At 69.9% G+C, this 12,343-nt stretch carries 12 protein-coding genes; 10 read left to right on the top strand and 2 right to left on the bottom strand.

Annotated elements, in window-relative coordinates; all coding sequences use genetic code 11:
• Nucleotides 1-54: 54 nt before the first annotated feature.
• From AOK16_RS08890 to AOK16_RS08850, 9 genes are all read left to right on the top strand, one after another.
• A complete protein-coding gene (locus AOK16_RS08890; RefSeq protein ID WP_055471696.1) occupies nucleotides 55-654 on the top strand; it encodes an HhH-GPD-type base excision DNA repair protein in 600 nt (199 codons plus the stop codon).
• A gap of 138 nt (nucleotides 655-792) precedes the next feature.
• A complete protein-coding gene (locus AOK16_RS08885; protein ID WP_055471695.1) occupies nucleotides 793-1,218 on the top strand; it encodes a guanyl-specific ribonuclease in 426 nt (141 codons plus the stop codon).
• A gap of 179 nt (nucleotides 1,219-1,397) precedes the next feature.
• Nucleotides 1,398-2,117: a UTRA domain-containing protein gene (locus AOK16_RS08880; protein ID WP_055471694.1), complete on the top strand. Its 720-nt coding sequence runs from the start codon at nucleotides 1,398-1,400 to the stop codon at nucleotides 2,115-2,117.
• 224 nt (nucleotides 2,118-2,341) lie between these two features.
• Nucleotides 2,342-3,370, top strand: coding sequence for a sugar ABC transporter substrate-binding protein (locus tag AOK16_RS08875; RefSeq protein ID WP_449657459.1), 1,029 nt, complete (start codon nucleotides 2,342-2,344; stop codon nucleotides 3,368-3,370).
• Nucleotides 3,367-4,431 (top strand): ABC transporter permease, encoded by a 1,065-nt coding sequence (locus AOK16_RS08870; protein WP_055471692.1) that lies wholly within the window; start codon nucleotides 3,367-3,369, stop codon nucleotides 4,429-4,431. The genes AOK16_RS08875 and AOK16_RS08870 overlap by 4 nt, the downstream gene beginning before the upstream one ends.
• 38 nt (nucleotides 4,432-4,469) lie before the next feature.
• Entirely contained in the window at nucleotides 4,470-5,360 is an 891-nt protein-coding gene (locus AOK16_RS08865) for an ATP-binding cassette domain-containing protein (protein WP_398717943.1), read from the top strand.
• 109 nt (nucleotides 5,361-5,469) lie between these two features.
• Nucleotides 5,470-6,624, top strand: a complete 1,155-nt coding sequence (locus AOK16_RS08860) for an ROK family glucokinase (RefSeq protein WP_055471691.1) — start codon at nucleotides 5,470-5,472, stop codon at nucleotides 6,622-6,624.
• The gene (locus AOK16_RS08855; RefSeq protein WP_240483461.1) at nucleotides 6,621-7,253 is read left to right on the top strand and encodes a sugar kinase; all 633 of its coding nucleotides are present in this window, start codon (nucleotides 6,621-6,623) and stop codon (nucleotides 7,251-7,253) included. Before AOK16_RS08860 ends, AOK16_RS08855 begins: the two co-directional genes overlap by 4 nt.
• A 60-nt stretch (nucleotides 7,254-7,313) precedes the next feature.
• On the top strand, nucleotides 7,314-7,859 hold the full coding sequence (locus tag AOK16_RS08850) for an ATP/GTP-binding protein (RefSeq protein ID WP_055471698.1): 546 nt from the start codon (nucleotides 7,314-7,316) through the stop codon (nucleotides 7,857-7,859).
• Here AOK16_RS08850 and AOK16_RS08845 read toward each other — a convergent pair.
• Nucleotides 7,833-8,636 carry a hypothetical protein gene (locus AOK16_RS08845; protein ID WP_055471690.1) on the bottom strand — a complete coding sequence of 268 codons (804 nt, stop codon included), beginning with the start codon at nucleotides 8,634-8,636 and terminating at the stop codon, nucleotides 7,833-7,835. The two genes, AOK16_RS08850 and AOK16_RS08845, sit on opposite strands and share 27 nt — an antisense overlap.
• 88 nt (nucleotides 8,637-8,724) lie before the next feature.
• Nucleotides 8,725-10,653: a hypothetical protein gene (locus AOK16_RS08840; protein WP_055471689.1), complete on the bottom strand. Its 1,929-nt coding sequence runs from the start codon at nucleotides 10,651-10,653 to the stop codon at nucleotides 8,725-8,727.
• Nucleotides 10,654-11,376: 723 nt separating this feature from the next.
• On the opposite strand from AOK16_RS08840, the gene AOK16_RS08835 reads away from it, so the two are divergent.
• Nucleotides 11,377-12,343: alpha/beta fold hydrolase (locus AOK16_RS08835; protein ID WP_055471697.1), on the top strand; the 967-nt coding region annotated here is incomplete at its 3' end.

The following is a 12,343-nucleotide window of genomic DNA, read 5'->3' as shown; positions in this document are numbered from 1 at the left end:
GCCCGCAACCCGGCGAAGTGGCGCCGGGGCGTCAGCGCGGGGGAGCATGGGGGCATGAGCACCGTTGTTCACTTGGCGCAGCGGCCGGAGGCCGATGAACTGCTGGGGCGGAGCCCGCTGGCCGCGCTCACCGGGATGCTGCTGGATCAGCAGGTCCCCATGGAATGGGCATTCACCGGCCCGTACACCATCGCCCAGCGCCTCGGCACCGACGACCTCGACGCCCACGAGATCGCCGCCTACGACCCCGAGGCCTTCGCCGACCTCCTCTCGGCCAAGCCCGCGGTCCACCGCTACCCGGGCGCGATGGCCAAGCGCGTCCAGCAGCTGTGCCAGTACCTCGTCGAGCACTACGGCGGTGACCCGACCGCGCTGTGGCGCGACGTGCCGACGGGCCGGGAGCTGCTGGCGCGGCTCAACGACCTTCCCGGGTACGGCAAGCAGAAGTCCCAGATCTTCCTGGCCCTGCTCGGCAAGCAGTACGGCGTGACCCCGGAGGGCTGGCGCGAGGCCGCGGGCGCGTACGGCGAGGAGGGCTCGTACCGCTCGGTCGCCGACATCACCGGACCCGAGTCGCTGAGCAAGGTCCGCGCCCACAAACAGGAGATGAAGCGCGCGGCGAAGGCCGCCAAGGAGGCAGAGAAGCAGGGCTGAGGACCAGACGGGCCTCGTACGATGCCCGCGCAGGCGCCGAAAGGCGCTGCCGGAGGGGCGGCTCCCCGTCGTGAACTCCTGGGAAATTTCCGGCACTTGGCGTTGAAGTCGCCCTCTACGCGCGTCATCCTGTCGGCTATGCGAATCCCCCCACGAATCGCCAGGATCGGCGCCCTGGGCGCCCTCGCCTCAGCCCTCCTCCTGGGAAGCTCCGCCCTCGCCGGACCCGCGGCGGCCACACCCGCGCCCGTCGCGCAGACCCCGTGGTCGGCCGCCGCAATCGGCGACATCTGCTACGGCGACCTGCCGCCCGAGGCCCACGAGACCCTCGACCTGATCGAGTCGGGCGGCCCCTACCCGTACCCGCAGGACGGCACGGTCTTCCAGAACCGGGAGGGCCTGCTGCCGCAGCAGTCGAGCGGCTACTACCACGAGTACACGGTCGAGACCCCCGGCTCCGACGACCGCGGGGCGCGCCGCATCGTCACCGGCGAAGAGGTCGAGGAGGACTACTACACCTCCGACCACTACGCGTCGTTCGACCTCGTCGACTACGACTGCTGAGCCGGCACATCTCCCCACACCAGGCGGCGGCCGCCCCTCCCCGGCGGCCGCCCCCCTCACACCTCCGGGCTATTGTCCGGACAATCGAACTTCACGACTTCCCGTCAACTGCCCCGGCGGCTAATCTCGCCTGCGTGGCGAAGCAAGAGGCAGGTCCGACGGCATCTCTCCAGCTCAGCGTGGACCGCAGCAGCCCCGTCCCGCTCTATTTCCAGCTGTCCCAGCAGCTGGAAGCGGCGATCGAGAAGGGCCGGCTCGCGCCCGGCAGCCTGCTCGGCAACGAGATCGAGCTCGCGGGCCGGCTCGGCCTGTCCCGGCCCACCGTGCGCCAGGCGATCCAGTCGCTGGTCGACAAGGGGCTCCTGGTCCGCCGCAGGGGGGTCGGCACCCAGGTCGTGCACAGCCAGGTCAAGCGCCCGCTGGAGCTGAGCAGCCTCTACGACGACCTGGAGGCCGCGGGCCAGCGCCCCGCCACCCGCGTTTTGCGCAACACCACCGAGCCCGCGACCGCCGAGGTCGCCGCGGCCCTCGGGGTCGCCGAGGGCGCCGAAGTGCTGGTGATCGAGCGGCTGCGCCTCGCGCACGGCGAGCCCATGGCCCACCTGTGCAACCACTTGCCGGCCGGGCTCCTCGACCTGGACACCGCGCTTCTGGAGTCCACCGGCCTCTACCGCCTGATGCGCCAGGCGGGCATCACGCTGCACAGCGCCCGCCAGGCAGTCGGCGCGCGGGCCGCCTCCGCGGAGGAGGGGGAGCGGCTGGGGGAGCCCGAGGGGGCGCCGCTGCTCACGATGCAGCGCACGACCTTCGACGACACCGGTCGCGCGGTCGAGTTCGGCTCCCACGTCTACCGGGCGTCCCGGTACGCCTTCGAGTTCCAACTGCTCGTACGCCCCTGAGCGGTGACGTTTGATCGATGATCGCCCTTGTTTGTCCCGCTCCAAGCCCGGGCTCGCGTCCGAATGTTCGGACAAAGTCTTGACGGTCGGCTCCGGTGGCCGTTAGAACTCCTCCGCGGCACCCGATGAATTTCCGACGAACACCCGTAACGGATACTTGGGCGGCCGGGGCCGGACAGAAAACGGCTGTCGGTCCGGCGGGCAGCACAGGGAGAGAGGTCGTCGTGGCAAGGGTTCGGACAGGGGTACGCGCGGGGACGCGCGCGATGGCCGCCGCGCTGGCGGCGGCGCTCTGCGCGACCCTCGCGGGCTGCAGCAGCACCGGCGGCAAGCGCGCCGAGGAACGGGCGGCGGCGGGCGTGGCCGCCGGCGGGAAATCGGTGGTGAACACCCCCCGCTGGACCTTCGCGATGGTGACCCACTCCGGGGACGGCGACACCTTCTGGGACATCGTCCAGCAGGGCGCCGAGCAGGCCGCCGCCAAGGACAACGTCAAGTTCCTCTACTCGCACCACGACGAGGCCCAGCAGCAGGCCCAGCTCGTCCGGAGCGCCATCGACAAGAAGGTCGACGGGCTGATCGTCACGCTCGCCAAGCCGGACGCGATGAAGGACGTGGTCGCCCGGGCCGTCAAGGCCGGCATACCCGTGATCACCGTTAACTCCGGCTCGGCCGAGTCGAAGAAGTTCGGCGCGATCACCCACGTCGGCCAGGACGAGACCATCGCGGGCCAGGCCGTCGGCGAGGAGCTGAACAAGCGCGGCCGGAAGAAGGCCCTGTGCGTGCTGCACGAGCAGGGCAACGTCGGCCACGAGCAGCGCTGCGACGGCGCCCGCGAGACCTTCGACGGCACCATGAAGAACCTCTACGTCGAGGGCACCAACATGCCCGAGGTCCAGTCCTCCATCGAGGCCCGGCTCCAGTCCGACCCCGGCATCGACACCGTCGTGACCCTGGGCGCCCCGTTCGCGGCCACCGCCGTCAAGGCCAAGGAGCAGGCCGGCAGCAAGGCCGAGATCGACACCTTCGATCTCAACGCCAAGGTCGCCCAGTCCCTTGAGGCCGGCGACCTCGGCTTCGCCGTGGACCAGCAGCCCTACCTGCAGGGGTACGAGGCTGTGGACCTGCTGTGGCTCAACCGCTACAACGCCGATGTGCTCGGCGGCGGCCGCCCGGTGCTGACCGGGCCGCAGATCATCACCGAGAAGGACGCGAGCGCCCTGCGCGAGTACACCAAGAGGGGCACCCGATGACGGCGCTGACGAAGGCGCCCCGTACGCCCGGAGCCCCCGCGCCGGAGGACGAGCGGCTGCTGCGGCCCTCGCTGCTGCGCCGCCTGATGGGCCGCCCCGAGCTGGGCGCCGTCGTCGGTGCCGCCGCCGTCTTCGTCTTCTTCTCCCTCGCCGCCGACAGCTTCCTGCGCGCCTCCAGCCTCTCCACGGTGCTGTACGCGTCCTCGATCTTCGGAATCATGGCGGTCCCGGTCGCCCTGCTGATGATCGGCGGCGAGTTCGACCTCTCGACGGGCGTCATGGTGACGTCCTCGGCGCTGATCTCCTCGATGTTCAGCTACCAGATGACGGCCAATGTCTGGGTCGGCGTGGGTGTCTCGCTCCTGGCGACCCTGGCCATCGGCGTCTTCAACGGGGTCCTGCTGGTCCGGACGAAACTGCCGAGCTTCATCATCACGCTCGGCACCTTCCTCATGCTGACCGGCCTGAACCTCGGCTCCACCAAGCTCATCAGCGGGACCGTCTCGACCAAGTCGATCGCCGACATGGAGGGCTTCGACTCCGCCAAGGCGCTCTTCGCCTCCCACCTCAGCCTCGGTGACGTCGACATCCAGGTCACCGTCCTGTGGTGGGCCGCCCTGGTCGCGGTGGCCACCTGGATCCTGCTGCGCACCCGTGTCGGCAACTGGATCTTCGCCTCCGGCGGCGGCGCCGACGCCGCCCGCGCGGTCGGCGTCCCGGTCTCCAAGACCAAGATCGGCCTCTATATGGGGGTCGCCTTCTGCGCCTGGATCGCCGGACAGCACCTGCTGTTCTCGTACGACACCGTGCAGTCCGGCGAGGGCGTGGGCAACGAGTTCCTCTACATCATCGCGGCCGTCATCGGCGGCTGCCTGATGACCGGCGGCTACGGCTCCGCGATCGGCTCCGCGGTGGGCGCCTTCATCTTCGGCATGACCAACAAGGGCATCGTGTACGCGGAGTGGGAATCGGACTGGTTCAAGTTCTTCCTCGGGGCCATGCTGCTGCTGGCCACCCTGCTCAACGCGTGGGTCCGCAAGCGGGCGGAGGCGAGCAGGTGACCGGCGGAGGCGGGCGAGTGCCCCGCGGGAGCGAGCGAATGACCGACAGAGTCCAGCAGGCGACCAGCAGAGACCAGCAGGCGATCGGCGGAGGCGAGCGAGTGACCGCACCACTGATCGAGCTGTCCGGCGTCAGCAAGTTCTACGGCAACATCAAGGCCCTGGAAGGCGTCTCCCTGGAGGTGCGCCCGGGCGAGATCACCTGCGTCCTCGGCGACAACGGCGCGGGCAAGTCCACCCTCATCAAGATCATCGCGGGGCTGCACCAGCACGACGCCGGCACCTTCGCCGTCGAGGGCGAGGAGACCCGGCTCGCCAGCCCCCGCGAGGCCCTGGACCGCGGCATCGCCACCGTCTACCAGGACCTCGCCGTCGTCCCCCTCATGCCGGTCTGGCGGAACTTCTTCCTCGGCTCCGAACCCACCAGGGGCCGCGGGCTCCTCCGCCGCCTGGACGCGCGGAAGATGCGCGAGACCACCCGCGGCGAGCTGCTGCGCATGGGCATCGACCTGCGTGACGTGGACCAGCCCATCGGCACCCTCTCCGGCGGCGAGCGGCAGTGCGTGGCGATCGCCCGCGCCGTCTACTTCGGCGCCAAGGTCCTCGTCCTGGACGAGCCCACGGCGGCGCTGGGCGTCAAGCAGTCCGGGGTCGTCCTCAAGTACGTGGCGGCGGCCCGGGACGCCGGGCTCGGTGTGGTGCTGATCACCCACAACCCGCACCACGCCTACCTCGTCGGAGACCGGTTCGTCCTGCTGAAGCGCGGCGCCATGTTCGGCGCCCACACCAAGGCGGAGATCGGCCTGGACGAGCTCACCCGGCAGATGGCGGGCGGCTCGGAGCTGGAGGAGCTGAGCCACGAGCTGGCCAGGGCCACCGGTGGGACGTCCCAGGCGGCGCCCGGCGGGGTATCCGCCGCCGAGGCGTGACCGGGCCTCGTACCCTGCCGATAAGGCACAATCGCCAGCAGAACGGCGTACCGGGCAACCTGCCGTCCGGTGCACCGCGCAGTCACTCCTCAACCAACCCAGGGACGAGATGAGCATGTACCGCGAGCCGGCGCACCGCGGCTCGGCGAAGGCCACCGTCCTCCGCACCGTCGGCACCCGCGAGCGGCGCTCGCACCTGACCGCGCCCCGCGTGCCCACCGTCGGCATCGACATCGGCGGTACGAAGGTCATGGCCGGTGTGGTCGACGCGGACGGCAACATCCTGGAGCGGGTGCGCACCGAGACGCCCGACAAGTCCAAGAGCCCCCAGGTCGTCGAGGACACCATCGTCGAGCTGGTCCTCGACCTCTCCGACCGGCACGACGTGCACGCCGTCGGCATCGGCGCCGCGGGCTGGGTCGACGCCGACCGCAGCCGGGTGCTCTTCGCCCCCCACCTGTCCTGGCGCGACGAGCCGCTGCGCGACGCGCTCGCCGGCCGGCTCGCCGTCCCGGTCATGGTCGACAACGACGCCAACACCGCCGCCTGGGCGGAGTGGCGGTTCGGCGCGGGCCGCGGCGAGGACCACCTCGTCATGATCACCCTCGGTACGGGCATCGGCGGCGCCATCCTCGAAGGCGGCCAGGTCAAGCGCGGCCGGTACGGGGTCGCGGGCGAGTTCGGTCACATGCAGGTCGTCCCCGGCGGCCACCGCTGCCCCTGCGGCAACCGCGGCTGCTGGGAGCAGTACAGCTCCGGCAACGCGCTGGTCCGCGAGGCCCGCGAGCTGGCCGCCGCCGACTCCCCGGTCGCGTACAACATCATCGACCGCGTCGGCGGCCACATCCCCGAGATCACCGGGCCCCTGATCACCGAACTGGCCCGCGAGGGCGACGCGATGTGCGTCGAGCTGCTCCAGGACATCGGCCAGTGGCTGGGCGTCGGCATCGCCAACCTGGCCGCCGCCCTCGACCCCTCCTGCTTCGTCATCGGCGGCGGCGTCTCCGCGGCCGACGACCTGCTGATCGGGCCCGCCAGGGACGCCTTCCGCCGCCACCTCACCGGCCGCGGCTACCGCCCCGAGGCCCGCATCGCCAAGGCCGAGCTCGGCCCCGAGGCCGGTATGGTCGGTGCGGCCGACCTGGCCCGGCTGGTCGCGCGCCGCTTCCGCCGCGCCACCCGCCGCCGCGTCGAGCGGTACGAACGTTACGAGCGATATGCGCAAGGCCTCCGAGCACAGGGCCTGCGAGGGAGCCGACGATGACGATGGCCGACCGGACCACGACGGCCCTGCCCCACCAGACCGCGCCCGCCTCCGGAGACGGCGGCACCGGCGGCGGCGTGGGCACCACGGCCGCGGCGCCGCCGCCGGGCCCCAGCACCCGCCGCCGCATCCTGACCCTGCTGATCGTCGTGCTGCTCATCGGCATCCCGGCCGGGTATCTGGCCATCTCCGCCGACCAGAGCCGGGACAGCGGCAAGGAGAAGGAGGACAAGGCGGCCGCCGCGGGCCTCACCGACGGCTGGCCGTCCAAGGTGACCCGCCGCATCTACGACGTGCCGATCCCGCACTCTTCGCACGACATCGCCTATTTCGAGACCAACTCCTGGAAAGTCAGCCGCCTTTACGTGCAGTTCACCACGTCCGAGGAAGGCCTCGACCGCTTCCTGGGCAAGATCGGCACCAGCCGCGCGCAGCTCGACCAGGGGCGAGTCACCGTAACTCCCAAGGAAGCGGCCACCGTTGGGTGGAAGATCGGCTCCGGCCCGGACGGCGACTGGGCGGGCATGGTCAACACGTTCCCCAAGCCCCAGCCCGTACAGCACATCACCGTCGACTTCGAGCACAAGCACCACCCGAAGGTCTACCTGGTCTCCACCGTCACCCCCTGAGGGTGCGACCGGTCCTGTCGGGAACCAGCACGTCTCGACATGCAGAAAGGCTTTCGGATCATGCGACGGTACGTCCTCACCGGCACGCCAGGCGCCGGCAAGACATCGATCCTGCGGCGCCTGGCCGAAGCCGGCCACGAGGTGGTCGAGGAGGCGGCAACCGCGGTCATCGCGCAATCGCAGGGGCAGGGCGAGGACGAGCCCTGGGCGCGGGCATCCTTCATCGACGAGATTGTCGCTCTGCAGCGACAGCGCCAGCTGGAGGCCATCACCACCAGCTCTGTCCAGGTGTTCGACCGGTCGCCGGTCTGCACCCACGCACTCGCCACCTACCTGGGACTGCCGGTGTCCCGGGCACTGGCCGCAGAGCTCGAACGGATCACCTCTTTGGGGATCTACGAGCGGAAAGTGTTCTTCGTTCGCAATCTGGGCTTCTGCGAGCCCACTGCGGCCCGGCGGATCAGTTTTCAGGAGTCGCTGGTCTTCGAGAAGATCCACGAACAGAGCTATCGCGATTTCGGCTACGAGCTCATCGACATCCCTGCCGACGACCTGTCCCACCGCGTCGCCATGGTCAACTCACTGATCTCCCGGTCCACCTCGTGAACGTCTCCTTTCCGCGCGGACCCGGCCGCTCGGCGCCGGTGTTGTAGCGGCCGGAGTCGAGGTACCAGTGGCTCTGGCCGCCGGGCACCGTGCCATGAGTTCGAACAGGAAGACAGCGATCGATGTACTGCCCATGCCCAGGGCTGTCATCGCGGGCACAGGCAGGCCCATGCCGAGCCCGCTGGTCACCGGCCATCCCACGAACGTGACGGCTCCAAGGGTCGTACTGGGGACGACCGGAAGGTACAGAAGCCGCCGGATGCCTTGGAAATGCGCAAAGAAATGGTGGGTGACGAAGCCCAGGATCATGAAGGCTGTGGTGTGGACGACAGGCCATACAAACGGAATGCCGAATATGCGGAAGGGCTGGTTTCCGTAGTAGGAATAGACGCCACCGCGAACGATGAGGATTTCCGCGACCAGGTCGAAGGCCAGCATTCCGGCATACAGCTTCCACAGTCGGCCGGCCGACCACCCTCGTTCGATGGCTGCGAAAGCCAGGTATCCCATGGTGCCGACCCAGGCCATGTAGGCGAGCAGAACCCACAGCGTGATGTCACGTCCGAACGAGGAGTAGACGATCAGTGCGTCCGCACTGGTGGATTGCTGCACGCCGATGAGCACGTCCCAGTGGGCTTCGCCGTAGACGGTGACGGCCGCCGAGCAGATGATGAACGCCAGTTGGGTGCGGCGGTGCTTTACCCAGTCCCGCACAGCCCAGCCCGCAAGGCCGGTGAGCCAGATTGCCATCACCACAATAATGGTGGTGTTCGCCATTGATGAGATCGACCCTTGTGGGGGCACATCCATGTCGTCCTCCGAATTCCCTGCCTCTGGTGGCAAGTGCCAGCCGGATTCTGCACGTTCAGGCCGGTGGCAAGAATGGGTGGGATGTTTCCGTGGCGTCCAGGAGCAGCCTGGCGGGGCCGTCGGCCAGGCGGGCGTAGGGGTTGAGTCCGCTCAGTTCGGCGGCGCTGGTCACCACGCCGAGGAATGCCCTCCTGACGGCGAAGCCCTCAGCGGGGGGCAGGGAGTAGGTGCGTCGGATGGCGTGATCGACGTCGGCGTAGAGCTGTTCATGGACGGGGTCTGCTGCGCCGGTGGACTGGTTGTCGACGCCGATGATTCTCTGCTGCCAGATGCGGCCGATGAGCGGTCGGAGCTCGGTCGTGGCCTGGTGGTGTGCGGTGCTGTTCGCGACTACGGCGTCCAGGACGGTGTCGAAGAGGCGGCACCAGGGTTCGGCCAACTCGTGCAGGCTTGCCGGGGTGTTGAGCCGGTCGCAGTCGGCCAGGACCGAAGTGGCGGCGGCTTCGCAGGCGCGCACAGCGTCCTGGCTCTTGGGGTCGGCGAGGCATCGTATGACGGCCCGGCGTGCCAGCTGAGCAGCCCATGGTGCCTCGCGGCCGTTCAGGTCGCTCGTGCCCGTCCACAGGGGCTGCCAGGTGGGTGAGTGGAGCATGTCTCCGGGCTGCAGGGCGGTGTGCGCCACGCCCCGCAGCCTCGTGCCGGCCGGCCGCCACGCGTAGGCGCTGCTGACCGGGTCGGGTGCGGTCGAGTAGGCGGCCAGTTGCTGGGGCACTATGTAGCGGGGGGCCACGAGGAAGAACAGGCAGCTGCCCATGGCGATTTCGGCCGCTTCCTCATGGCCGTTCTCGTGGCAATCGCAGGTGAGGACGTCGTCGGTGATACGCGCGCAGGCATCTCCGATGCCCATTACGGCGCCGCCGCCGCCCATGGCCAGTGCTACGCACATTTCGCTGAGCCATTCCCCGTGCCGGCAATCCCACACGAGGTCGACTATCTCGTTGTAGCGGTAAGCGGTGGTGATCGCGCGCTTGATCCTGCTGCAGCGGTCGGCGGCCCGGAATGTGCCGAGGTCGTCGGTCAAGTGCCGGTAGTCGGGGGTGCTCAGGATGGCGCGGAAGACGGGGGTGAGGTCGGCGTCCCACCAGCGTGCCCGGAACAGTTCCTCCGGTGTGACCGGTCCGCCGGCGGCGTGGACGAAGCCGCGCGGGTCGGTGATGGCGGCGGACGCCGTCACGAGCGTGTCCTTGGTCTTCATGAGGGCGGTGGCCACAACGATGTCCCGCAGGACTTGTGTTGAGGCTGTCCCTGCCAGGCAGGCAAGGCCTTCACTGGCCGCCGCGAGGTGCGCGTCGCGGCCTCCGCCTCCGGCGGCATCGGCCGGGCCGACATAGTCGACGGCGGTCGTCAGGCACAACGCCGAGCCGACCAGGTCGGGTATGCGCCCATCGGTGCAGCGGGGGAAACTCCAGGCGTACCAAGAGCCGTAGAAGTCGCGTATGGCCATGGGAGCGGCCTGCTCGGGTCTGTCGGCGTGGCGCGCGCAGTACTCCACCAGCATGCGGTCCACTTCGCCGCCTTTCTTCGGCGCTACGGCTGCCAGGGCTTCCAGTGTCTGTCCGGCGGGGCCTGAGAGGAGCTGGGCCCGGATGGTTGCCGCTGCGACCAGTGCGGTCGCGGCCGGCGGACTGGCCATGGCACTGGCCAGGACCTCGCGCGAGAAGGTCGCGTTCAGGGCCTGACGGCCGATGCGGTCGCCGGTTGCATACCGTGGCACTTCCTTCGACTCGTACGGCACGTAGGAGGGGGTGCGGGCGATGTGGCCGGCCGGCTCTCGGACCGTGTCCTTCTCGGGCCGGCCGCTGTGCCCGTCCAAATCGCCACCGGGGCCCACGTGCAGGGCCGCCAGGCGCCGTCTGCATCCCGTGCTTTGGATCAGCCCGCACGCGTCGGCGTCCCACACATCCGTGAGCAGCCGGTCGCTCATCCGCAGGCGGCGTAGCTCCTCGGGCTGGAGAGGCAGGCGGGGAAGGGGTTCAGCGGTCATGGTGCTGCTCCTTGGGGCTCGAAGGCTGTGTAGCCGCAACCGTTTCGCGCGGGCTCAAGATCTTTCCGAATCGCTCCAGGCGCTGTGCTGTGCCATTCCTGCTCGTCCTCGCATCGCTACTGGTCAGCGAGTTTCTGACAGGAATCCACCAGTTCCGGATCAGGGGTACGTAGAGGCTGGCTGGTATGAGCCGCTCGTTCTCGTGGCCTGGTGGGCGCGCATGCGGCGCCGTGGGCGGAGAAGACGACGAGTCTGGCCTTCGGGGACCTGGCTGGTGACGTCGACGCAGACGGCGCCCACACGTGGGTCAGGCCGAATGCAAGGCACGCTTGGACGTGCAGCGCCCTCCGGGGCAACCCGGAGAAGCGCAGTCAACCCGCCCTTGATGGCGGGAACAAGAGCCCAGACAGGGGCGCACGGAAGCGTAACGAGGAGCCGAGTGCCACCCGAACACCACTGAGGCCTGATCAGTGCCTCAATGCGCCCCTCCGCACGCCTATCCGTTTGTTCCCTATATCTGGTTGCCCTTCGCCTGTGTTGTCAGGACTCAAAGACCGGCCCGGGAGCGGGACGACGGAGGTTCCAGGCCACCCGCTGCGCGTCGGCCCTGCTAGGTTCGCCCCGGCAACGTGAGATTCCGTGATACATGAGAGGGTCAGGCGGGTGAGCGAGACACCACCGAAAACCCTGCAGTACCGCGTTGACGGACCAGAAGACGCCCCGGTCCTGATCCTGGGGCCCGCGCTGGGCACCACATGGCACATGTGGGACCGGCAGGTGCCCGAACTCACCCGCCACTGGCGGGTCCTGCGCTACGACCTCCCAGGCCACGGCGGCGCCCCCGCCCACCCCGCCACCTCCGTGGCCGACCTCGCCGACCGGCTGCTGGCCACCCTCGACGAACTCGGCGTCGAGCGCTTCGGCTACGCGGGCTGCGGCATCGGCGGCGCGGTCGGCGCCGACCTGGCGCTGCGCGAGCCGCACCGCGTCGCGGCCCTCGCCCTGGTGGCCGCGGCCGCCCGGTTCGGCACCGCGGACGAGTACCGCCAGCGCGGCGTGATCGTCCGCTCCAACGGCCTCGACTCGATCGCCCGCACCACCCCCGACCGCTGGTTCACCGAGGCCTTCGCCGAGGCCCAACAGGCCATCGTGGACTGGTCCGTCCAGATGGTGCGCACCACCGACCCCGGCTGCTACATCGGCGCCTGCGAGGCCCTGGCCGCCTTCGACCTGCGCACCGGCCTCGCCGACATCGGCGTACCCACGCTCGTCGTCGCCGGTTCCGAGGACCGGATCACCTCGCCCGCCGACGCGCGCGTGCTGGTCGCCGGAATCCCCGACGCCCGGCTCGCGCTCGTCCCCGGCACCGCCCACCTGGCGCCCGTCGAGCAACCGGCCGCCGTCACCGACCTGTTGGTGCGCCACTTCACCACCTCGTGGCAGGACAGCCAGACGGCCATCCCGGCCCCGGCCCAGAGGCCGGTCCTGGGCCCCGCCCTCACTCCCGCCGACGCCGCCGCCCTGTCCCCGGGCGGGCTCCTGCCCCGCCAGCCCGGATCTCCCGAGGCTGCCCCGGCGTCCGGTTCCGCCGAGTCGCCTCCCGCGGTGTCCCCCCCCCGCCCCGACCCGT

The sequence above is a fragment of the Streptomyces pathocidini genome (assembly GCF_001418495.1).
In the GTDB taxonomy this organism is placed as follows: Bacteria; Actinomycetota; Actinomycetes; order Streptomycetales; family Streptomycetaceae; genus Streptomyces; species Streptomyces pathocidini.
The sequence above is the reverse complement of the archived record's forward strand: the minus strand, read 5'-3'. Positions and strand labels throughout refer to the sequence as shown.

Bases quoted from the DNA above. Each gene is read 5' to 3' on its own strand.
- AOK16_RS08890 (WP_055471696.1), top strand. From the start codon at position 55: ATGAGCACCGTTGTTCACTTGGCGCAGCGGCCGGAGGCCGATGAACTG.
- AOK16_RS08885 (WP_055471695.1), top strand. From the start codon at position 793: ATGCGAATCCCCCCACGAATCGCCAGGATCGGCGCCCTGGGCGCCCTC.
- AOK16_RS08870 (WP_055471692.1), top strand. From the start codon at position 3,367: ATGACGGCGCTGACGAAGGCGCCCCGTACGCCCGGAGCCCCCGCGCCG.
- AOK16_RS08865 (WP_398717943.1), top strand. From the start codon at position 4,470: ATGACCGACAGAGTCCAGCAGGCGACCAGCAGAGACCAGCAGGCGATC.
- AOK16_RS08860 (WP_055471691.1), top strand. From the start codon at position 5,470: ATGAGCATGTACCGCGAGCCGGCGCACCGCGGCTCGGCGAAGGCCACC.
- AOK16_RS08855 (WP_240483461.1), top strand. From the start codon at position 6,621: ATGACGATGGCCGACCGGACCACGACGGCCCTGCCCCACCAGACCGCG.
- AOK16_RS08850 (WP_055471698.1), top strand. From the start codon at position 7,314: ATGCGACGGTACGTCCTCACCGGCACGCCAGGCGCCGGCAAGACATCG.
- AOK16_RS08845 (WP_055471690.1), bottom strand. From the start codon at position 8,636: ATGGCGAACACCACCATTATTGTGGTGATGGCAATCTGGCTCACCGGC.
- AOK16_RS08840 (WP_055471689.1), bottom strand. From the start codon at position 10,653: ATGAGCGACCGGCTGCTCACGGATGTGTGGGACGCCGACGCGTGCGGG.